The sequence below is a fragment of the Streptomyces sp. NPDC001787 genome (assembly GCF_040297465.1).
Lineage (GTDB): Bacteria > Actinomycetota > Actinomycetes > Streptomycetales > Streptomycetaceae > Streptomyces.
Genome location: NZ_JBEOZE010000001.1, coordinates 403479 through 424878 on the forward strand (window position 1 = coordinate 403479; position 21400 = coordinate 424878).

At 69.5% G+C, this 21400-nt stretch carries 20 protein-coding genes and 1 riboswitch; of the genes, 14 read left to right on the forward strand and 6 right to left on the reverse strand.

Going from position 1 to position 21400, the window contains the following annotated elements; genetic code table 11:
* Positions 1-40: 40 nt before the first annotated feature.
* Positions 41-1486: a hypothetical protein gene (locus tag ABT170_RS01685; protein ID WP_351863407.1), complete on the reverse strand. Its 1446-nt coding sequence runs from the start codon at positions 1484-1486 to the stop codon at positions 41-43.
* A 209-nt stretch (positions 1487-1695) separates the two neighbouring features.
* Entirely contained in the window at positions 1696-1893 is a 198-nt protein-coding gene (locus ABT170_RS01690; RefSeq protein WP_329943192.1) for a hypothetical protein, read from the reverse strand.
* 159 nt (positions 1894-2052) lie between these two features.
* On the opposite strand from ABT170_RS01690, the gene ABT170_RS01695 reads away from it, so the two are divergent.
* Positions 2053-3027, forward strand: a complete 975-nt coding sequence (locus ABT170_RS01695; RefSeq protein WP_329943191.1) for a carbohydrate kinase family protein — start codon at positions 2053-2055, stop codon at positions 3025-3027.
* On the opposite strand, the gene ABT170_RS01700 is transcribed toward ABT170_RS01695, so the two are convergent.
* Positions 3028-4410 (reverse strand): cysteine desulfurase/sulfurtransferase TusA family protein, encoded by a 1383-nt coding sequence (locus ABT170_RS01700; protein ID WP_351863409.1) that lies wholly within the window; start codon positions 4408-4410, stop codon positions 3028-3030. It abuts the gene before it with no gap.
* A gap of 270 nt (positions 4411-4680) precedes the next feature.
* Here ABT170_RS01700 and ctaC point away from each other — a divergent pair, with 270 nt between their 5' ends.
* The 4 genes from ctaC to ABT170_RS01720 all read left to right on the forward strand — a co-directional run bounded on the left by ctaC (position 4681) and on the right by ABT170_RS01720 (position 9161).
* Positions 4681-5649, forward strand: coding sequence for an aa3-type cytochrome oxidase subunit II (gene ctaC, locus ABT170_RS01705; RefSeq protein ID WP_329943189.1), 969 nt, complete (start codon positions 4681-4683; stop codon positions 5647-5649).
* On the forward strand, positions 5646-7382 hold the full coding sequence (gene ctaD, locus ABT170_RS01710; protein ID WP_351863412.1) for an aa3-type cytochrome oxidase subunit I: 1737 nt from the start codon (positions 5646-5648) through the stop codon (positions 7380-7382). The genes ctaC and ctaD overlap by 4 nt, the downstream gene beginning before the upstream one ends.
* Entirely contained in the window at positions 7379-7777 is a 399-nt protein-coding gene (locus ABT170_RS01715) for a cytochrome c oxidase subunit 4 (RefSeq protein WP_329945628.1), read from the forward strand. Before ctaD ends, ABT170_RS01715 begins: the two co-directional genes overlap by 4 nt.
* A 130-nt stretch (positions 7778-7907) precedes the next feature.
* Positions 7908-9161: a L,D-transpeptidase gene (locus ABT170_RS01720; protein WP_329945629.1), complete on the forward strand. Its 1254-nt coding sequence runs from the start codon at positions 7908-7910 to the stop codon at positions 9159-9161.
* Between the two features lie 57 nt (positions 9162-9218).
* Here ABT170_RS01720 and ABT170_RS01725 read toward each other — a convergent pair whose 3' ends face one another.
* Entirely contained in the window at positions 9219-9620 is a 402-nt protein-coding gene (locus tag ABT170_RS01725) for a DNA-binding transcriptional response regulator (protein ID WP_329945630.1), read from the reverse strand.
* Positions 9621-9807: 187 nt separating this feature from the next.
* Between ABT170_RS01725 and ctaE the strand changes: the two genes are divergently transcribed.
* From ctaE to ABT170_RS01755, 6 genes are all read left to right on the forward strand, one after another.
* Complete coding sequence (gene ctaE, locus ABT170_RS01730) at positions 9808-10428, forward strand: aa3-type cytochrome oxidase subunit III (RefSeq protein ID WP_266807862.1); 621 nt, start codon at positions 9808-9810, stop codon at positions 10426-10428.
* A 55-nt stretch (positions 10429-10483) separates the two neighbouring features.
* Positions 10484-11293: a cytochrome bc1 complex diheme cytochrome c subunit gene (gene qcrC / locus ABT170_RS01735; RefSeq protein WP_329945631.1), complete on the forward strand. Its 810-nt coding sequence runs from the start codon at positions 10484-10486 to the stop codon at positions 11291-11293.
* Positions 11290-12342, forward strand: coding sequence for a cytochrome bc1 complex Rieske iron-sulfur subunit (gene qcrA, locus ABT170_RS01740; RefSeq protein ID WP_329945632.1), 1053 nt, complete (start codon positions 11290-11292; stop codon positions 12340-12342). The genes qcrC and qcrA overlap by 4 nt, the downstream gene beginning before the upstream one ends.
* Positions 12339-13988, forward strand: coding sequence for a cytochrome bc1 complex cytochrome b subunit (gene qcrB, locus ABT170_RS01745; protein WP_329945633.1), 1650 nt, complete (start codon positions 12339-12341; stop codon positions 13986-13988). The genes qcrA and qcrB overlap by 4 nt, the downstream gene beginning before the upstream one ends.
* Positions 13989-14111: 123 nt before the next feature.
* Complete coding sequence (trpD, locus tag ABT170_RS01750) at positions 14112-15176, forward strand: anthranilate phosphoribosyltransferase (protein WP_329945634.1); 1065 nt, start codon at positions 14112-14114, stop codon at positions 15174-15176.
* An 84-nt stretch (positions 15177-15260) separates the two neighbouring features.
* Positions 15261-15378: riboswitch (SAM riboswitch) on the forward strand.
* A gap of 173 nt (positions 15379-15551) precedes the next feature.
* Complete coding sequence (locus ABT170_RS01755; RefSeq protein WP_329945635.1) at positions 15552-16928, forward strand: aminotransferase class V-fold PLP-dependent enzyme; 1377 nt, start codon at positions 15552-15554, stop codon at positions 16926-16928.
* A gap of 80 nt (positions 16929-17008) precedes the next feature.
* Here ABT170_RS01755 and ABT170_RS01760 read toward each other — a convergent pair whose 3' ends face one another.
* Both ABT170_RS01760 and ABT170_RS01765 read right to left on the reverse strand, forming a co-directional pair.
* A complete protein-coding gene (locus ABT170_RS01760) occupies positions 17009-17290 on the reverse strand; it encodes an Lrp/AsnC family transcriptional regulator (protein ID WP_123470113.1) in 282 nt (93 codons plus the stop codon).
* On the reverse strand, positions 17287-18039 hold the full coding sequence (locus ABT170_RS01765) for a rhomboid family intramembrane serine protease (RefSeq protein ID WP_351863417.1): 753 nt from the start codon (positions 18037-18039) through the stop codon (positions 17287-17289). The genes ABT170_RS01760 and ABT170_RS01765 overlap by 4 nt, the downstream gene beginning before the upstream one ends.
* A gap of 199 nt (positions 18040-18238) precedes the next feature.
* On the opposite strand from ABT170_RS01765, the gene ABT170_RS01770 reads away from it, so the two are divergent.
* The 3 genes from ABT170_RS01770 (at position 18239) to ABT170_RS01780 (ending at position 21229) form a co-directional block, all read left to right on the forward strand.
* Positions 18239-18481 carry a hypothetical protein gene (locus ABT170_RS01770; RefSeq protein ID WP_018555472.1) on the forward strand — a complete coding sequence of 81 codons (243 nt, stop codon included), beginning with the start codon at positions 18239-18241 and terminating at the stop codon, positions 18479-18481.
* Positions 18482-18518: 37 nt separating this feature from the next.
* A complete protein-coding gene (locus tag ABT170_RS01775) occupies positions 18519-19880 on the forward strand; it encodes an NYN domain-containing protein (RefSeq protein ID WP_351863419.1) in 1362 nt (453 codons plus the stop codon).
* Between the two features lie 320 nt (positions 19881-20200).
* On the forward strand, positions 20201-21229 hold the full coding sequence (locus tag ABT170_RS01780; RefSeq protein ID WP_329945638.1) for a C40 family peptidase: 1029 nt from the start codon (positions 20201-20203) through the stop codon (positions 21227-21229).
* The last annotated feature ends 171 nt before the right edge of the window (positions 21230-21400 follow it).

Consider the following 21400-nt stretch of genomic DNA (forward strand, 5'->3'; position numbering starts at 1 on the left):
CCTTCCCGGGGGCCGCCGCCGTCGTGTGTCCGGACCGTGTTCAGCCGCGCGGCACCGCATTGCCCGACTCCGCGTCGACGACCCTGCGGTCGCCCAGCGGCGCGTCCAGCGTCACCGTCCGCTTCAGCTCCTTGGCGATCATGACGCAGACCTTGTCGCCGTCCTGCTTGGCCTCGGTCACCGACACCCGCACCTGACCCGCGCTCTCCTCGGCGCTCGCCGTGTACGTGGCGCACACGCCGCCCCAGAACGTTACCTCCAGCGTCCGGCCGTCCGCGCTGTAGGAGGTGACCTTCCGGTCGCCCGGCTGCTGCGGGGCGTCCGGCTTCGTCAGGAAATCGGGGGCCACGGCCACCTGGGTGACGGTGCTCTCCGGCCCGCCGGGCGCCGACCGTACCGAGAAGAGCCAGGACGGTACGAGGGTCTGCCGCCCGTCCACGTGGTTCAGGGCCAGCCCGAACACCGCCTTGTGGACCGTCCGTGTGACCGGCGCCGGCTTGCCGTTCGACGGCACGCACTGCGGCTGGGACGGCTTCGTGGGCTTCAGGGGCTGCTGTCCGTCCTCCAGCGGTACGGGGACGGCGCAGCCGCCGACGTCCGGCGGGCCGCTGTTCCGGCCGGCGGCGTTCAGCTGCTTCAGCGCCTCGTCCGCGCCGACCGCCGGATAGGTGTCGCCCTTCTCCAGGGCCTTCAGATGCCCGCTGCCGCCGACCACCTCGCCGCCGGGGCCCACCTGGATCCCGGTCTGCCAGCCGTACGTGGGCAGCCCGTCGACCACCGGGTCGGCGTTCACCACCCGTACGGCGCCCATCAGCTGGCCCGCGTCGAGGGCCGCGTCGTCCTGACCGGCCGCCTTGAGCACGGGTGCCGCGGCCGCCTTGGCCGCCCTGTCGCTCACCGGGTCCGCCGCGCCCGGCCCTCCGTCCCCGTTCGCGCACATCCTGCCGGGCTCGCAGGGGGCCGGGCCCCCGGAGCCGTACCGGGCGAACGTCCAGGTGCCCGGCGCCTGCTTGGTGACCTTGAGGGAGGGGCCGTCCTTGCCCGCGCCCACCGCCCAGGAGGTGCCCTCGGTGTGCGGGGTGCCGGTGAGGCCGAGGGCCTTCGCCAGCCGGGTGACCTCGGCCGCGGTGACGGTGCCCGTCGCACGGTGGACGGCCGCCGAGTCCGGGCCGTCGGGCAGCTCGCCGGAGGCGCGGTAGACGATGCCGGAGCCCCCAGGGTCCGGTTCACCCGGGGCGATGCCCCGGGGCGGCGCCCCAGGGGTCTCCCCGGGCGTCTCCGACGCGTCCAGGGACAGTACGGGGGCCGCGCCGTCGCTGCGGGGCGCGGCACCACTGTCCGTACCGCCGCCCTCCGAGGCGGTCGAGGCCCAGTACGCGCCGCCGCCGCCGGCCAGCAGCACCGCTGCCGCCACCGAGACCACCGCGAGCGGCGGACGCCGCCGCCGGGGACCGGTCACGTCGTTGTCGGGTCGCTCGGTGCTCACCGGATCGCTCCTTCGACTGCATCGCCGTCACGGTGTCTGCCGTGTGTCCTCCGGGTGGTGGACAACGGTGGGACGGAGCAGGGGAGCGCGCGGTTCCACCGGCGGGCGCGGGGGAGTCCCGCGCCCGCCGGCCGGAGCCCCGGCCGGACCGGCGGGAACCGGCCGGAAAGAGCCGTTTGCCGCAGCCGGTTCCGGGGCTCGGACCGGCCTCAGTCGCCGTACTCGGACATCGAGTCGATCAGCCGGGCGGACGCGGGAGGCACCGATACCCCGTGGATCAGGGACGGTGCCACCGGGGCCGCGACCGCCCTCGCCGGTACCACCCAGTGCGGCGCCATTCGCGCGCAGTCACCGCGCAGCTCGGCAAGGCTCATCTCGGACTCACGCGGTGCGATGTGCTTCGACATATCCGCACCGTATGCACGGTCGTGCTCAGGTAGAAAGACCTACTATCGGGTAGTTTTCCCCTCTCGGTCAGGAGGCGATCACCCGGTAGCGTGAACTGTCACGCCGTCCCGGAGGGCGCGCTCCGCGTTCCCTTCGCCTTCCGCAGGAGCATTCTCCCCGTGCGTATTGCAGTCACCGGCTCCATCGCCACCGATCACCTCATGACCTTCCCCGGCCGTTTCGCCGACCAGCTGGTCGCGGATCAGCTGCATACGGTCTCCCTCTCCTTCCTCGTCGACAACCTCGATGTGCGCCGGGGCGGTGTCGCCGCGAACATCTGCTTCGGCATGGGCCTGCTCGGCACCGGTCCGGTCCTCGTCGGCGCCGCCGGCGCCGACTTCGACGAGTACCGCGCCTGGCTCGACCGGCACGGCGTCGAAACCGGCTCCGTACGGATCTCCGAGGTCCTGCACACCGCCCGCTTCGTCTGCACGACCGACGCCGACCACAACCAGATCGGCTCCTTCTACACGGGAGCGATGAGCGAGGCACGGCTGATCGAGCTGAAGAGCGTCGCCGACCGGTTCGGCGGGCTCGACCTGGTCTCGATCGGCGCCGACGACCCCGAGGCGATGCTCCGGCACACCGAGGAGTGCCGCACCCGGGGCATCCCGTTCGCCGCGGACTTCTCCCAGCAGATCGCGCGCATGGACGGCGAGGAGATCCGGATCCTGCTGGACGGTGCCACGTACCTCTTCTCCAACGAGTACGAGAAGGGGCTCATCGAGTCCAAGACCGGCTGGAGCGACGAGGAGATCCTGGCCAAGGTCGGCCACCGGGTCACCACACTCGGCGCCCGCGGTGTCCGGATCGAGCGGGCCGGCGAGGCGACGATCGAGGTTGGCTGCCCGGACGAGGAGGCCAAGGCCGACCCGACCGGCGTCGGCGACGCCTTCCGGGCCGGTTTCCTCTCCGGTCTGGCCTGGGGCGTCTCCCTGGAGCGCGCGGCCCAGGTCGGCTGCATGCTGGCCACCCTGGTCATCGAGACGGTCGGCACCCAGGAGTACACCCTGCGCCGCACCGACTTCATGGACCGCTTCACCAAGGCGTACGGCGACGAGGCCGCCGCCGAGGTGCGCGTCCACCTGGTGTAGTCAGCCGAGCCGGCGGACCACATAGGCCGAGCCCCGGTCCGCCGGCTCCTCACCCACGTACTCCTGACCGCGCATCTCGCACCAGGCCGGGATGTCCAGGCGCGCCGCCTCGTCGTCGGCCAGGACCGTCACCGTGCCGCCCACGGGCACCTCTCCGATCACCTTTGCGAGTTCGATCACCGGAATCGGGCAGCGCCGGCCCAGCGCGTCGACGACGAGGGACTCTGCGGGGGCGGGGGAGACGGGTGCCGCCACCGGGGCGCCCAGCTTCTCCCGGACCCCGGCCACCACGCCCGGCAGGACGTCGAGGAAGCGGTCGACATCGGCCCGGGTGGTGCCCGCCGGGAGCGAGACCCGGACATTTCCCTCGGACAGCACGCCCATCGCCTTGAGCACATGGCTCGGCGTCAGTGTGCTGCTGGTGCAGGACGAACCGGACGATACGGAAAATCCCTCCCGGTTCAGTTCATCCAGCAGTGTCTCCCCGTCGACATAGAGACAGGAGAAGGTGACCAGATGCGGCAGCCGCCGCTCCGGGTCGCCCACCACCTCCACATCCGGCACCCGCGCGGCCACCGAGGTCCGGATCAGCTCCACCAGGGCCCGCAGCCGTACCGATTCGGCCGCCGCCTCGGCGCGCACCGCCCGCAGCGAGGCCGCCGCCGCCACGATCGCCGGGATGTTCTCGAACCCGGCCGCCCGCCCCGACTCCCGTTCCCCGAAGGGGCCTTGGGGGGAGAAGCGGACCCCCTTGCGCACGGCCAGCAGCCCGACCCCCGCCGGCCCGCCCCACTTGTGGGCGGAGGCGGTCAGCAGCGACCAGCCGCCGGGCACCGGCCCCCACCCCAGCGACTGGGCCGCGTCCACCAGCAGCGGTACCCCGGCGGCGGCACAGATCCCGGCCACCTCGGCCACCGGCTGTTCGGTGCCCACCTCGTGGTTGGCCGACTGGAGGCAGGCCAGCGCGGTGTCGGCGCGCAGGGCCCCGGCGTACGCCTTTGGGCTCACCGCCCCCGACCGGCCGGCCGGCACCTCCGAGCACGACCCGCCCGCGGCCTCATGGGCCGCGGCCGAATGGAGTACCGACGAATGTTCGACCGCGGAGTGGACCAGATGGCGTCCGACACGCCGGCGCCCGGCGAGCGCCCCGGCGATTCCGGCGTGCACCGCCGTCGTCCCCGAAGAGGTGAACACCAGCTCGTCCGGACGGCAGCCGGCCGCGTCCGCCGCCGCCTCCCGGGCCGTGTCCAGCAGCAGCCGGGCGCGCCGCCCCTCCCGGTAGAGCCTGGCGGGATCGGCCCAGCCCTCGTCCAGGGCGGCAAGCAGCGCCTGGCGGGCGACGGGGTGCAGGGGTGCGGCGGAGGCGGCGTCGAAGTAGGGCACGCCGCCACGCTAGCCCGCCCCCGCGCCCACCCCGGAGCCGACCGCCCGCCGCGACGGGAGAGGGGGCGTCAGATGGCGGCCGGAGGCCCGGATTCCACCCCTTCGGGGAGTCGGGCGGCGCGTTGGGCACCCTCCCCGCGCGACCCCAAATAGCGTCCAGTAGGGTTTGGTCCGCATAAACATCCAAACCCCTGCCCGCGTCAGGGCCGGCGACCGACCAGCGAGACGGGCGCGCCGACCGTGCGGGCGAGACTCTCGGGAAGGCGCTACGTGAGTCCCAACGGCTCCGACCGCTCGTCGCGGCGCCCGATGCGGCGGAAGCTGCCGCAGGTGCTGACTGCGGGCCTGGTCCTGGCGACGGCCTCCGGTTGTTCATACAACTGGGAGGATTTCCCTCGCCTCGGTATGCCCACCCCGGTAACGGAAGAGGCGCCTCGGATCCTCTCCCTCTGGCAAGGCTCGTGGGCGGCAGCGCTCGTCACGGGTGTCCTTGTCTGGGGGCTGATCATCTGGAGCGTCATCTTCCACCGGCGTAGCCGGACCAAGGTGGAGGTACCTCCGCAGACCAGGTACAACATGCCCATCGAGGCGTTGTACACAGTGGTTCCCCTCATCATCGTCTCGGTGCTCTTCTACTTCACCGCGCGCGATGAATCGAAGCTCCTCGAGCTCTCCGACAAGCCGGCCCACACCATCAACGTGGTCGGCTACCAGTGGAGCTGGGGCTTCAACTACATCGAGAAGGTGGAAGGCCAGCCTTCCGCCGGCAGCGAGATCCCCAAGGAGCTCGACGCCATTCCCGACCGGTACCGCAAGGACTTCCCCAAGGACGCCGGCGGCGTCTACGACGTGGGCATCCCCGGCACCCGTAACCCGCAGAACGGCAACCCGGGTCCGACCCTGTGGCTGCCGAAGGGTGAGAAGGTCCGCTTCGTCCTCACTTCGCGTGACGTCATCCACTCCTTCTGGGTGGTGCCGTTCCTCATGAAGCAGGACGTCATCCCGGGCCACACCAACGCGTTCGAGGTCACTCCCACCAGGGAGGGCACCTACATGGGCAAGTGCGCCGAGCTCTGCGGCGCCGACCACTCCCGGATGCTCTTCAACGTCAAGATCGTCTCTCCCGAGCGTTACCAGCAGCACCTCAAGGAGCTGGCGGAGAAGGGTCAGACGGGCTACGTGCCGGCAGGCATCGAGCAGACGGACCCGGCCAGGAATGCGGAGACGAACAAACTGTGAGCATCCTCAACGAACCTCAGGGTGCCGAGGCAGCAGACGACTCGTACGAGGACGAGCTGCCGGTACGGCGCAAGCAGCCGGGAAACGTCGTCATCAAGTGGCTGACCACCACTGACCACAAGACGATCGGCACGCTCTACCTGGTCACGTCGTTCGTGTTCTTCTGCATCGGCGGACTGATGGCGCTCTTCATGCGCGCCGAGCTGGCCCGTCCCGGCACGCAGATCATGTCGAACGAGCAGTTCAACCAGGCGTTCACGATGCACGGCACGATCATGCTGCTGATGTTCGCGACGCCGCTGTTCGCCGGATTCGCGAACTGGATCATGCCTCTCCAGATCGGTGCGCCCGACGTGGCGTTCCCGCGGCTGAACATGTTCGCGTACTGGCTGTACCTCTTCGGCTCGATCATCGCGGTGGCGGGCTTCCTCACCCCGCAGGGTGCGGCCGACTTCGGCTGGTTCGCCTACTCCCCGCTGTCGGACGCGGTCCGCTCGCCGGGCATCGGCGCCGACATGTGGATCATGGGTCTGGCCTTCTCCGGCTTCGGCACGATCCTCGGTTCGGTCAACTTCATCACCACGATCATCTGCATGCGCGCACCCGGCATGACGATGTTCCGCATGCCGATCTTCGTCTGGAACGTCCTGCTGACCGGTGTGCTGGTCCTGCTGGCCTTCCCGGTCCTGGCCGCCGCGCTCTTCGCGCTGGAGGCGGACCGCAAGTTCGGTGCGCACATCTTCGACGCGGCCAATGGCGGCGCACTGCTCTGGCAACACCTCTTCTGGTTCTTCGGCCATCCAGAGGTGTACATCATCGCCCTGCCGTTCTTCGGGATCATTTCCGAAGTGATCCCGGTGTTCAGCCGTAAGCCGATGTTCGGCTACATCGGCCTGATCAGCGCGACGATCGCCATCGCGGGCCTCTCGGTGACCGTGTGGGCCCACCACATGTACGTCACCGGCGGTGTGCTGCTGCCGTTCTTCTCCTTCATGACCTTCCTGATCGCGGTACCGACCGGGGTGAAGTTCTTCAACTGGATCGGCACCATGTGGAAGGGGTCGTTGTCCTTCGAGACACCGATGCTCTGGGCCGTCGGCTTCCTGGTCACCTTCACCTTCGGTGGTCTGACCGGCGTCATCCTGGCCTCGCCCCCGCTGGACTTCCACGTCTCCGACTCGTACTTCGTCGTCGCGCACTTCCACTACGTCATCTTCGGCACCGTGGTCTTCGCGATGTTCTCCGGATTCCACTTCTGGTGGCCGAAGTTCACGGGCAAGATGCTGGACGAGCGGCTCGGCAAGATCACGTTCTGGACGCTGTTCGTGGGCTTCCACGGCACGTTCCTGGTGCAGCACTGGCTCGGTGCCGAGGGCATGCCGCGTCGTTACGCGGACTACCTCGCCGCCGACGGCTACACCGCGCTGAACACGATCTCGACGATCTCCTCGTTCCTGCTCGGCCTGTCGATGCTGCCGTTCTTCTACAACGTGTGGAAGACCGCCAAGTACGGCAAGAAGATCGAGGTCGACGACCCGTGGGGCTACGGCCGCTCGCTGGAGTGGGCGACCTCCTGCCCGCCGCCGCGGCACAACTTCCTCACCCTGCCGCGGATCCGTTCCGAATCCCCGGCGTTCGACCTGCACCACCCGGAGATCTCGGCGCTCGAACAGCTGGAGCACCACTCCGAGGCCGACAAGGCCCTCGCCGGCGGCAAGGAGGCGGGCAAGTGAAGATCCAAGGCAAGATGTTCATCTGGCTGAGCGTCTTCATGCTCGCCATGGCCGTCACCTACGGTGTGTGGTCCAAGGAGCCGGTGGGCACCACCGCGCTCGTCCTGGCCTTCGGCCTGAGCGTCATGATCGGCTTCTACCTGGCCTTCACGGCCAACCGGGTCGACCAGATGGCCCAGGACAACAAGGAAGCCGATGTCGCGGACGAGGCCGGCGAGGTGGGGTTCTTCTCCCCGCACAGCTGGCAGCCGCTCTCGCTGGCGGTCGGCGGCGCCTTCGCCTTCATGGGCGTCGTCTTCGGCTGGTGGCTGCTCTACTTCTCGGCCCCGATCCTGCTGATCGGACTCTTCGGCTGGGTCTTCGAGTACTACCGCGGTGAGAACCGCACCCAGTGACACCGCACCACCCGTAACACCCGCAGCACCCCGCGAGGGGCCCGCACCGCTCAGCCGAGCGGTCCGGGCCCCTCGCTCGTTTGCAGGCACTGAACGCGCTGGATCGGATGAATCTTCTTAGCGTGGGTTCATGAACCAGACGCCCCGCATCCGCACCGTAGTGAGCTGCACTCTGCTGGTCGTGACCCTGGTCGCAGGGGCGACGGCCTGTGGGGGACCCGATGGCCATCCGCTCGCGGAGAAGCCGTACGACGCGGGTGACCAGGTCTCCTTCAACGGTCCGTCCGAGGGCCACAAGGCCGACCCGGACAAGCCCCTGGAAGTCACCGTCACGGATGACGACACCCGGATCACGGATGTGTCGGCGGTGGACCGGGGCGGTCGCCATCTGGCGGGCGAGCTCACCGCCGACGGCAGGCGCTGGCACTCCACGGCCCCGCTGGCGGCCGGCACCGGATACACCGTCAGGGTCTCCACCGAGGACGACGACGGGGCTCCTGGCACCCGTACGCTCACGTTCGACACCGCCTCGCCCAAGAAGCTGCTGAGCGTCTCCTTCGGCCCCCGGGCGGGCACCTACGGCGTCGGACAGCCCATTACGGCGGAACTGAGCGCTCCGGTCGCGGACAAGGCCTCACGGGCCACCGTGGAGCGCGCCCTGAAGGTCCGCTCCACGCCCGCGGTGACCGGCTCCTGGTACTGGGTGGACGACAAGACCCTGCACTACCGCCCGCAGGACTACTGGCCCGCCAGGGCCACCATCGAGGTCCGCAGCAACCTCACGGGCATCAAGGTGACCAACGCCCTCTACGGGGCCGCCGCCAAGCCGCTGAAGCTCACCACCGGCGACCGCATCGAGGCCGTGACCGACGCCGCGGACCACTCGATGACGGTGCTGCGCAACGGAGAAGTGATCAACACCATTCCGGTCACCACCGGCAAGCCCGGCTTCTCCACCCGCAACGGCGTCAAGGTGGTGCTCGGCAAGGAGTACTACGTACGCATGCGCGGGGAGAGCATCGGCATCGCGGCCGGCTCCTCCGAGTCGTACGACCTGCCGGTCTACTACGCGACCCGGGTCACCTGGAGCGGCGAGTACGTCCACGCCGCCCCCTGGTCCACCGGCTCGCAGGGCAGCGCGAACGTCAGCCACGGCTGTACGGGCATGAGCACCGGCGACGCCGAGTGGTTCTTCGACACCGTCCGCGAGGGCGACATCGTCAAGGTCGTCGGCAGCGAGGGCGAGACGATGACCCCGTTCGACAACGGCTTCGGCGACTGGAACCTGACCTGGGAGAAGTGGCAGAAGGGCAGTGCCCTGCACAGCGGGGCGCCGGACAGCGCGAACACGGTCCAGGCCGCGCGCCTGCGCCCCCAGGTCTGACCCGGCAGTGGAGTGCACCGCCCCCCGGAACGTCTCCCCAGGGCCCCGTGGGGGCCCTCAGGCCCCCACGGAGAGCCGGGAGCGCAGCAGGGCGGCCAGGGCGTCCGCGAACTCGACCGGTTCGACCGGCAGGGTCACCGCGGCGTCCGCGCGGCTCCAGGTGGCCAGCCAGGCGTCCTGCGGGCGGCCGATCAGCACGAGCGCCGGCGGGCAGTCGAAGATCTCGTCCTTGATCTGCCGGCAGACGCCCATGCCGCCCGCGGGAGCCGTCTCCCCGTCCAGCACGCAGATGTCGATGCCGCCGCCGTCCAGGGCGGACAGGACGGCGGGCAGGGTGGCGCACTCCAGGAACTCCACCGGTGGCACGTCCGCCGCAGGCCTGCGACCGGCTGCCAGCCTCACCTGCTCGCGGATGTTGGCGTCGTCGCTGTAGACCAGGACCGTGGCGGTCGGCTGCATTGTTCCTCCGTGACATCTGTGTCTTCGGGGCTCGCTGGGCATGAACCGATGCGCGGATCGTACTCCGACCGACAGCCTGTCAGCACCGGTAATGACACCGATTCGATGGGCCGTTCGGGGAGGACACACCCCTCTGACACACCGAACGGCACCCCCCGGAGTGAGGGCGGGATAAGCGACCGACATAATGTCGGTCGTGGCGACAGCAACGACAGTAGAAACCGGGCACGCGCACCCGTCGGTCAATCGACCGAACCTCACCAGCGTCGGAACCATCATCTGGTTGAGTTCCGAGCTGATGTTCTTCGCGGCCCTCTTCGCGATGTACTTCACCCTGCGATCGGTGATGGGACCGGATCACTGGAAGGAGATGGCTCATCATCTGAACTTCCCGTTCTCGGCGACGAACACCACGATCCTGGTGCTTTCCTCACTCACCTGCCAGCTCGGCGTTTTCGCCGCGGAGCGGGGCGATGTGAAGAAGCTCCGCACCTGGTTCATCATCACCTTCGTGATGGGTGCGATCTTCATCGGCGGCCAGGTCCTGGAGTACACCGAGCTGGTCAAGGACGCGGGGCTCTCCCTGTCGTCCGACCCGTACGGCTCGGTGTTCTACCTGACCACCGGCTTCCACGGTCTGCATGTGACAGGCGGTCTCATCGCCTTCCTGCTGGTTCTCGGCAGAACATACGCGGCCAAGAGGTTCACCCACGAACAGGCGACCGCCGCCATCGTCGTGTCCTACTACTGGCACTTCGTCGATGTCGTGTGGATCGGCCTCTTCGCCACGATCTACATGATCAAGTAACCGGGCTCGCACCCACCCACCATCGACGCAGAAGATCCTGACACCGGGGTAATCCGTGAAAAAGCTCTCCGCACGACGACGCCATCCACTGGCGGCGATCGTCGTACTACTCCTCGCGCTGGCGGCTACCGGGGGGCTGTACGCCGCGTTTGCGCCTGCGGGCAAGGCGCAGGCCGATGAAACCGCCCAGTCCCTCGCCATCGAGGAGGGCAAGAAGCTCTACTCCGTCGGCTGCGCCAGCTGCCACGGAGCCGGCGGTCAGGGCACCACCGACGGGCCGCAGCTTGTCGGCGTGGGCTCCGCCGCCGTCGACTTCCAGGTCGGTACGGGCCGTATGCCGGCACAGCAGCCGGGCGCCCAGGTACCGAAGAAGAAGGTCATCTACACCCAGGCCGAGATCGACCAGCTCGCGGCGTACGTGGCGTCGCTCGGCGCCGGTCCGATCACGCCGACCGAGAAGCAGGTCGACCCGGCGGGAGCAGACGTCGCCAAGGGCGGCGACCTGTTCCGCACCAACTGCGCCCAGTGCCACAACTTCACCGGTGAGGGCGGCGCGCTGACACACGGCAAGTACGCCCCCACCCTTGAGGGCGTGAGCCCGAAGCACATCTACGAGGCCATGCAGACCGGCCCGCAGAGCATGCCCTCCTTCCCCGACACCACGATGCCGGAGCAGGAGAAGAAGGACATCATCGCGTACATCAAGACCGTCAACGGTGCCGAGTCCGAGAACCCCGGAGGACTCTCCCTCGGCGGACTCGGACCGGTCAGCGAGGGTCTGTTCGCGTGGATCTTCGGGCTGGGCGCACTGATCGCAGTTGCCGTTTGGGTCGCGGCCCACACCGCTAAGGCCAAGAAGTCATGAGTAGCCAAGAGATTCCAGAAGAGACCCTGCCCGCAGAGCAGGAGACCGCGCACGGCGCGGTAGAGGGTACGGACGACCCGTTCGCCGACCCGGGGCTGCCGGCCCACAAGCCGCGCATCCAGGACATCGACGAACGTGCCGCGAAGCGCTCCGAGCGGGCCGTCGCGTTCATGTTCACCCTGTCGATGCTGGCGACGGTGGGCTTCATCGCCTCCTACGTCATCTTCCCGGTGGACAAGATCGTCTTCATCTGGCCCTTCGGCCATGTGAGCGCGCTCAACTTCTCCCTGGGCGTGACCCTGGGCGTGGCGCTCTTCTTCATCGGCGCGGGGGCCGTCCACTGGGCGCGCACCCTGATGTCCGATGTCGAGGTCGCCGACGACCGGCACGCCATCGAGGCGGCCCCCGAGGTCAAGGCGAAGGTTCTCGCCGACTTCAAGGCCGGTGCCGAGGAGTCCGCCTTCGGACGGCGCAAGCTGATCCGGAACACCATGTTCGGCGCGCTGGCCCTGGTGCCGCTCTCCGGTGTGGTGCTGCTGCGCGACCTCGGTCCGCTGCCGGAGAAGAAGCTCCGTCACACCCTGTGGGCCAGGGGCAAGCAGCTCATCAACATGAACACGATGGAGCCGCTGCGTCCCGAGGACATCGTCGTCGGTTCGCTGACCTTCGCGATGCCCGAGGGCCTGGACCCGGAGGCGCACGACTTCCAGACGCAGATGGGCAAGGCTGCCCTGATGATCGTCCGCATCGAGCCGGACGACATCAAGGACAAGCAGCAGCGCGACTGGGCCCACGAGGGCATCGTGGCCTTCTCGAAGATCTGCACTCACGTCGGCTGCCCGATCAGCCTCTACGAGCAGCAGACGCACCACGTGCTCTGCCCGTGCCACCAGTCCACCTTCGACCTTTCCGACGGCGCTCGCGTCATCTTCGGTCCGGCCGGTCACCCTCTCCCGCAGCTGCGGATCGGCGTGAACACTGAGGGCAACCTTCAGGCGCTCGGCGACTTCGATGAGCCCGTCGGTGCTGCCTTCTGGGAGCGCGGATGAGTACTTCGACGACCAACACAGCGACCGCTGACGCGGCGAGCGAGCGCAAGGCGCCCGCCGGCGAGCGGGTGGCCGACTGGGCGGACGGCCGGCTGGGCATCTACAGCCTGGCCAAGGCCAACATGCGCAAGATCTTCCCGGACCACTGGTCCTTCATGCTCGGTGAGGTCGCGCTCTACAGCTTCATCATCATCATCCTCACGGGTGTGTATCTGACGCTGTTCTTCCACCCGAGCATGAACGAGGTCGTGTACCACGGCTCGTACGAGCCGATGCAGGGCATCCGGATGTCCGAGGCCTACGCCTCGACGCTGGACATCAGCTTCGACGTCCGCGGTGGTCTGCTCATGCGGCAGATCCACCACTGGGCCGCGCTGATCTTCCTCGCCGCCATGTTCGTGCACATGATGCGCGTCTTCTTCACGGGCGCGTTCCGCAAGCCGCGTGAGATCAACTGGCTGTTCGGCTTCCTGCTGTTCGTGCTGGGCATGTTCACCGGCTTCACCGGCTACTCCCTCCCGGACGACCTGCTCTCCGGTACGGGTGTCCGCTTCACCCAGGGCGCGATCCTGTCCGTGCCGATCGTGGGCACGTACATCTCGATGTTCCTGTTCGGTGGAGAGTTCCCCGGCGGCGACTTCGTCGCCCGGTTCTACTCGGTCCACATCCTGCTGCTGCCGGGCATCATGCTCGGGCTGCTGGTCGGCCACCTGATCCTGGTCTTCTACCACAAGCACACGCAGTTCGCGGGTCCGGGCCGGACCAACAAGAACGTCGTCGGCATGCCCCTGCTGCCGGTGTACATGGCGAAGGCCGGAGGGTTCTTCTTCCTGGTCTTCGGCATCATCGCGCTGATCGCGGGCATCGCCTCGATCAACCCGATCTGGGCCATCGGCCCGTACCGCATCGACCAGGTCTCCACCGGAGCCCAGCCCGACTGGTACATGGGCTTCGCCGAGGGTCTGGTGCGTGTGATGCCCGGCTGGGAGGTCAACCTCTGGGGCCACACGCTGGTCCTGGGTGTGTTCATCCCCCTGGTGCTCTTCGGTGTCGTCCTCACCGCGATCGCGGTCTGGCCGTTCATCGAGTCCTGGGTCACCGGGGACAAGCGCGAGCACCACATCCTGGACCGCCCGCGCAACGCCCCGACCCGTACGGCCTTCGGTGTCGCCTGGATCACGGCGTACTTCATCGGCCTCGTGGGCGGTGGAAACGACCTGTGGGCCACGCACTTCCACCTGTCGCTGAACGCCATCTCGTGGTTCGTCCGGATCTTCTTCTTCGCCGGACCGGTCATCGCGTTCATCATCACCAAGCGGATCTGCCTCGGCCTTCAGCGCCGCGACAAGGAGAAGGTGCTGCACGGACGCGAGTCCGGCATGATCAAGCGCCTGCCGCACGGTGAGTTCGTCGAGATCCACGAGCCGCTCAGCCAGGGCCAGCTGCACACGCTCACGGCGCACGAGCAGTACAAGCCCGCCGAGATCGGCCCCGCGGTCGACGAGAACGGCGTCAAGCGGAAGGTCTCCCTGCTGGAGAAGCTGCGCGTCAAGCTCAGCAAGGGCTTCTACGGCGAGAACAACCAGATCGCCAAGCCCACCGCCGAGGAGTACAAGGAGATCACCAGCGGCCACGGTCACCACTGATCGCTTGAACTGATCGCCACAGCGGGAGCCCCGTCCATTCGATGGACGGGGCTCTTCGCTGTCCCCGGCGCTGGATAGGGTGGAGCCATTCCCTTTACCGGCTGTGGACCCCTGGAGCGGACCATGAACGTTGTGACCCCGAACGGCGGCGACAGCGTGGCGGACCGTTCCTGGCCCGGCGTGCTGAACCCGCTGCTGCGCCGCGAGGACCTCACGTCGGACGACACCGCCTGGGCCATGGACCGCATCATGAGCGGCGAGGCGACCGACGCGCAGATCGCCGGCTTCGCGGTCGCGCTGCGCGCCAAGGGCGAGACGGTCGACGAGGTCTCCGGACTCGTCCGGGCGATGTACGAGCACGCCAACACCATCCATGTACCGGGCCGCACGGTCGACATCGTCGGCACCGGCGGCGACCTGGCCAAGACCGTCAACATCTCCACGATGGCGGCGATCGTCATCGCGGGCACCGGTGCCAAGGTGGTCAAGCACGGCAACCGTGCCGCCTCCTCGGCCAGCGGCTCCTCCGACGTGCTGGAGAAGCTGGGCGTCAACCTCGACCTCTCCCCGCAGCGGGTCGTCGCGGTGGCGGAGGAGGCGGGCATCACCTTCTGCTTCGCCGTGAAGTTCCACCCCGCCCTGCGGTACGCGGCCAAGGCCCGCAAGGAGCTGGGCGCGCAGACCACCTTCAACATCCTGGGGCCGCTGACCAACCCGGCCCGGGTGCGGGCCCAGGCCGTCGGTGTCGCCGACGCGCGGATGGCGCCCATCGTCGCGGGCGTGCTCGCCGACCGGGGCAACTCGGCCCTCGTCTTCCGCGGCGACGACGGCCTGGACGAGCTGACGACCACCGCCACCTCACGGGTCTGGGTGGTCCGTGACGGCCGGGTGCGCGAGGAGGCCTTCGACCCGCGCGACGTGGGCCTGGAGCTGGTGCCGGTCGAGGCCCTGCGGGGGGCCGACGCCTCGTACAACGCCGATGTCGCCCGCCGGCTGCTGGACGGTGAGCGGGGGCCCGTACGCGATGCCGTGCTGCTCAACGCGGCCGCGGCCCTGGTCGCGCTGGACCAGGGCGAGGGCACGCTGAGCGAGCGGATCGCGGCGAAGACCGCCGAGGCCGCCGATTCGGTCGACTCCGGTGCGGCCAAGCGGGCGCTGGAGCGCTGGGTGGCGGTCAGCAACGCCTGAACGCGGAAGGTGTGGCCGAGGGCGCGGTCCGGATGACGGACCGCGCCCTTGCGCATGCCGGTACGTATGGCAAGATGCTGCGCAGGTCATGAGTGACAGCGACTACGGCCCCGGCCCGCTGTCCGGCAACCCTCCGTCCGTGGCGGGGTGCCCCGGGTGAAGACCAGGCCGTAGGCAGCGAGGTCTGCGGCAAGCGCGGGCCCCTCGGCATCGTTGTATGCCAACCCCCGGGGTCCTGGTCCCTAGGGAGCCTCTTGTGAGCAAGCGAATGCGATAGGGCTCGACGCCCTTCTCCGCGCACCTCTTTTCCCCTCTCCTGCGCTGCCGCGTATCCGCCGGCGCATGGATTTCGCCTGCCTGTTACGGGAGTTCGCCATGTCTGTCTCCACCGCTGCCACCGACCGTTCCCTTTGTGCCCCTCTGCCGGTTCTGGGGGAGAACGTCACTGTTCCGCTCGTCACGGGCGGCGAGGTCACCTACGCGGCCCTCGACTACGCGGCGAGTGCCCCGGCGCTCCAGCGGGTGTGGGACGACGTCGCCGCGTACGCCCCGTACTACGGCAGCGTCCACCGCGGTGCCGGATACCTTTCGCAGCTCTCCACCGACCTCTTCGAGAACAGCCGCGCGGTCGTCGCGGAGTTCCTCGGCTGCCGGGCCGAGGACCAGGTGATCTTCACCCGCTCGACCACCGACTCGCTCAACCTGCTGGCCGCCGCACTCCCCGCCGACTGCCAGGTGTTCGTGTACGAGACCGAGCACCACGCCTCCCTGCTGCCCTGGCGCGACGCCCGGGTCACCTACCTCAACGCGCCGCGCACACCGGCCCAGGCGGTCGAGACCCTGGAGCGGGCGCTCGCCGACCGCGACCCCTACGGCCCGGCCCTGGTGTGCGTCACCGGCGCCTCCAACGTCACCGGTGAGCTGTGGCCCGTGAAGGAACTGGCCGCCGCCGCCCACGCGCACGGTGCCCGGATCGTCCTGGACGCCGCCCAGCTCGCCCCGCACCACCCCGTGGACATCGCCGGGCTGGACGTCGACTGGGTCGCCTTCTCCGGACACAAGCTGTACGCGCCGTTCGGCTCCGGTGTCCTCGCGGGCCGCGCCGACTGGCTCCAGGAGGCCGAGCCCTACCTGGCCGGCGGCGGTGCCTCCCGCAAGGTCGCCCGGCGCGCCGACGGCGGCGTGGACGTGGACTGGCACACCACCGCGGCCCGCCACGAGGCCGGTTCGCCCAATGTCATCGGCGTCTACTCCATCGCCTCGGCCTGCAAGGCGCTGGCCGAGGCCGGCTTCGACGACCTGGTCGCCCGTGAGCAGCGGCTCGTCGCCCGGGTCCGCGCGGGACTCGCCGAGGTCCCCGCGGTCAAGGTGCTCTCGCTGTTCGGCGACGACGCCCCGCGGGTCGGCGTCATCTCGTTCGTGGTGGAGGGCTGGAACAGCTCGCACTTCGCCGCCGCGCTCTCCGCGGAGTACGGCATCGGCGTCCGCGACGGTCTGTTCTGCGCCCACCCGCTGGTCCGCACCCTGCTGGGCAGTGACCCGCAGGACCCGGGGGAGTGCGGCGCCCCCGAGGCCGAGCCGGGCGAGCGCTCGCTGAACGCCATCCGGGTCAGCTTCGGTGCCGGTACGCCGGACGAGCACATCGAGCGCTTCGTACGGGCGGTGGGGGAACTGGTCCGCGAGGGCGCCCAGTGGAAGTACCGCACCGAGGGCGGCCGCTGCGTCCCGGACCGGGGTGCGGCACAGGTCTGACCCGCGGACGCGGGTGCGCGAAACGGCTTCGGCCGGGTACCGGGCGACTGCCCCGTACCCGGCCGAAGCCGTACCCGCCGCTACGCGTCCAGGCCGATGGCGAAGGCCGCCTCCAGGTCGTGCTGGGAGTACGTACGGAACGCCACATGGGTGTCGGTCCCCTCGACGCCCGGGATCTTGCTGATCCGGCCGGGGATGACATCGGCGAGATCGTCGTGCTTGGCCACCCGGACCATGGCGATGAGGTCGTACGTACCGGTGACGGAGAAGACCTCGCTGACGCTGTCCAGCGCGGCGACGGCCTCGGCGATCTCGGGAATCCGGTCCACGCTGGTCTTGATGAGCACGATCGCGGTGATCACGGCTGGCTTTCTCCCTCGGTGGCCGTGGTGGGACTCTTCACTCTAGCCCCACCCCGACAGCGCCCCCAGGCGTAGAGGAACCCGGCGGCGAACCCCGCCACATGCGCCAGATACGCGACCCCGGGGCCGCTGCCCGCGGCCCGGGCGGCCAGCCACTGCAGGACGAACCAGAAGATCAGCACGATCCAGGCGGGGAAACGCAGCGGCAGGAAGAAGAGGAACGGGAAGAGGCTGGTGACGCGGGCCCTGGGGAAGAGGCGGAGGAACGCGCCGAGCACGGCGGAGATCGCCCCCGACGCGCCGACCAGGGTCTGGTCGGACCCGGCGTGCGTCGCCGCGTAGCAGACCAGCGCCAGATAGCCGCAGCCGAGATAGAAGAACGTGAACTCCGCGTGGCCCATCCGCTCCTCGGTCATCGCGCCGAACACATACAGAAAGAGCAGGTTGCCCAGCAGGTGCAGCCAGCTTCCGTGCACGAACAGTGCGGTGAGCGGGGTGAGCGCCGCGTGCGCGGAGCCGTCCCACAGCTCGGCCGGGATGACGCCCCACCGCTCGAAGTACGCGGCCTGCGCGGCGAGCAGGGTGTCGCCGGTGCCGTAGCCGGGGCTGAACCCGGACAGCGGACCGACCAGGAAGACGGCGCAGCTCAGCGCGATCAGTCCATAGGTGACCGGAGCGCCGCCCGCCGCGGCCGCGGCCCGGATTCTTCCGGCCCTGTCCCGCCAACCGGCGTCCCGCCAATCGATCATGCACAGAGCATGACGCACCGGTGGAGAAGCGGACAGAGCGCCTCGCCGTGCCGATGGGTATACGCGAGGCCGTAGGGTTGCGCCAGGACTTCCGCAGTTCGACGGCGCACCGCGAGATCCTTGGAACAGGACAGCACGGGACCCGGCCGCGCGCGGCCGAGGCCCGGTGGACGGACGAACGACGAAAGAGGACGCAACGATGACGACGGTTCCCCAGCCGACCGACGCTACTCGCTGGCGCTGCACGCTCTGCGGCAATCTCACTCGCTTCGATGTGACGAGGTCCTCCAAGGTCGTCGAGTACGTTCATCTCGACCTGGCCGGGGAGTCGAGTGTCGAGGAGCGCGAGGTGGTCAGTGAGACCATCGAGTCGGTCCGGTGTCGTTGGTGCAACGCGGTGGACCAGATCGAACTGGTGGACAGGCCTGGTGCCGACTCCTGAGGGGGCCGCCCGGACAGACAATTTGGGGTGACGGATGGTGGAGCAGCCGACTAACGGCGCCGAACCGGCCGATGCGGCCGACGGTGCCGTCGAGGTGCTCGACCGCCCGCTGCCCGAGGGCGTACGGCGGCGGGTCGTCGCACTGGTCGCGGACGCCTTCGGTGGCCTGACGGTCAGCGAACTGCCCGCCCAGCTGCGGCAGTATGCCCGTTTCACCCCGACCCGGCGCGCCAAGTTCGCCGGGAACGCGATGGCGGCCGCCCTGGCGAGCGATCCGCTGTTCCGGCAGCGCATCGGCGAGCGGATCGCCCAGGCCCAGCCCGAGCTGGCCGGCGCGCTGGAGGCGGGCGCGCCGCCCGCCGCCGCCGATCCCGTCGAGGTGGCCGCGGCCGCCTATGTGCTGCGCCCGGCCGGCTGGGTCAAGCTGGTCGAGGCCGCCGGCGAGGAGGTCCAGCGCGCCGACGCCGAGCGGGCCGACGAGGAGACCCGGCGCGAGCTGGAGCGGCTGCGCGAGGAACTGGCCCAGGCGCGGGCGCTGACCAGGAGCGAGACGGAGCGGCTGCGCACCGAGCTGGACGCGGCCCGCAAGGAGGCCGAGTCCCTCCACCGCAAACTGCGCAGCGCCCAGAGCGAGGTGAAGCGCAGCGAGGCGGCGCTGCGCCGGAGCGCGGCCGAGGCCGACGCGCTGCGGGCCGAGACGGCCGCCCAGGTCTCCGCGGCCGAGAGCGAGTCGCGGCGGCTCAAGGCGCGGCTCGGCGAGGCGGAGTCGTCCGTCGAGGCGAGCCGCAGAGCGGCCAGGGAGGGGCGTTCCGTCGAGGACATGCGTCTGCGGCTGCTGCTCGACACGGTGCTGGACGCGGCCCGCGGGCTGCGCCGCGAACTGGCACTGCCGCCCTCGACGATCCGTCCCGCCGATGGCGTCGAGGCGGTGGAGCCGGGCCGGATGTCGCCCAAGGACATTGCCGCCAGGGCCCTTTCGGAGACGGACCCGGCGCTGCTGGACCAGCTGCTCGCGCTGCCGCAGGCCCATCTGATCGTGGACGGCTACAACGTCACCAAGACCGGATATCCGCAGATGCCGCTGGAGAAGCAGCGGTTGCGGCTGCTGGGCGGTCTCTCGGTGCTCGCGGCGCAGACCGGCGCCGAGATGACCTGTGTGTTCGACGGGGCCGAGCTGGCCGCGCCGGTGCTGCTGGCCCCGCCGCGCGGGGTCCGGGTGCTGTTCAGCAAGGCGGGGGTCACGGCGGACGAGCTGATCCGTCAACTGGCCCGCGCGGAACCGCCCGGCCGGCCCGTCGTGGTGGTCTCCACCGACCGTGAGGTGGCGGACGGGGTGGCCAAGGCGGGGGCCCGGCCGGTCGCGTCCGCCCTGCTGCTGAAGCGGCTCTCCCGCGTATGAGGGCGCATGGCCGGACATGACCGGCTAGTTCGACATGCGCGACATGTGTGGCATGCCGGGATTTCCGGAACGTACCGTCAAGTCGCCGCTACACGCGGTGTGATGTGTGTAAAGAAGTGCCTGAAGTGGTGAGTTTTTTCTTGTGAGGATTTGAACTGATCACAAGATGGTCACTAAGGTCAGGCCTCGAACCTTCGCACGGTTGATCACCCATTCGGGGTGGCGGCGAAGGCACCGCCGAGTCCGTGACATGCACGGAGCCGGGGATTCAAGTCCCCCACAGCCCGGTAGGCGGCTCGAGGAAGAAGGAGCTCGCCTTCGTGGCGTCCCACCGTCGTCCCAAGCAGCCGAGCCGCGCCCGCGTGAACGTGCTCACCGCGGCCGCCGCTGCGGCAGTGGCCCTGTCCTCCCAGGCCGCCCACGCCGACCCCAAGCCGAGCAAGGCCGACGTCAAGTCGGAGGTCGACAAGCTCTACCACGAGGCGGAGGCGGCCACCGAGAAGTTCAACGGGGCCAAGGAGCAGCAGGACAAGCTCAAGAAGCAGGTCGATGCGCTCCAGGACAAGGTCGCCCGCGGCCAGGACGAGCTCAACACCCTGCGCGGCGAGCTGGGTTCGATCGCCACCGCGCAGTACCGCTCCGGCGGTATCGACCCGTCCGTCCAGCTCTTCCTCGCCTCGGACCCGGACGACTTCCTCGACCAGGCCTCCGCGCTGGACCAGCTGACGGCCAAGCAGACCGAGTCGCTCCAGAAGATCCAGTCCAAGCAGCGCACCCTCGCGCAGCAGCGCAAGGAAGCGCAGGCGAAGCTGGGCGACCTCGCCGAGGTCCGCAAGACGCTCGGCGAGAACAAGAAGAAGTCCTCGGCCAAGCTCGCCGAGGCCCAGCGGCTGCTCAACACCCTGACCGCTGCCGAGCGCGCCAAGATGGACGCGGACGAGCAGCGCGCCAGCCGCGCCGCGGGCGACCGGGTCGAGCTGGGCAACGAGGTTCCCGCCTCCGCCCGCGGCGCCGCCGCCCTCCAGGCCGCCGCGACCCAGATCGGCAAGCCGTACTACCCCGGCGGCACCGGCCCCAGCTCCTACGACTGCTCCGGGCTGACGCAGTGGGCCTACGCCCAGGCCAACGTCCAGATCTCCCGTGTCACCTACACCCAGGTCAACGACGGTCAGCGGATCGGGCGCAGCGCGCTGAAGCCGGGCGACCTGGTGTTCTTCAACAACACCTCGCACGTGGGCCTGTACGCGGGCGGCAACCAGATCCTGCACGCTCCGAAGCCGGGCGCCAACGTCCGCTACGAGTCGATGGAATACATGGGCACCTTCCAGTTCGGCGTCCGCGTCGCCTGACGCCCGAACGGGCGAATTACGCCCCGCTCCACTGACGCCCCGCCCCGCCGGAGACCGAGGTCACCGGCGGGGCGGAGCTGTGTGACACCCCCGCGCGCCCCCGGCGCGGTCTTTGGCCGCCGCGTAGCCGTCCGATTACTGTCTGGCTGCTGTGCAGCTCCCGGTCGTCGG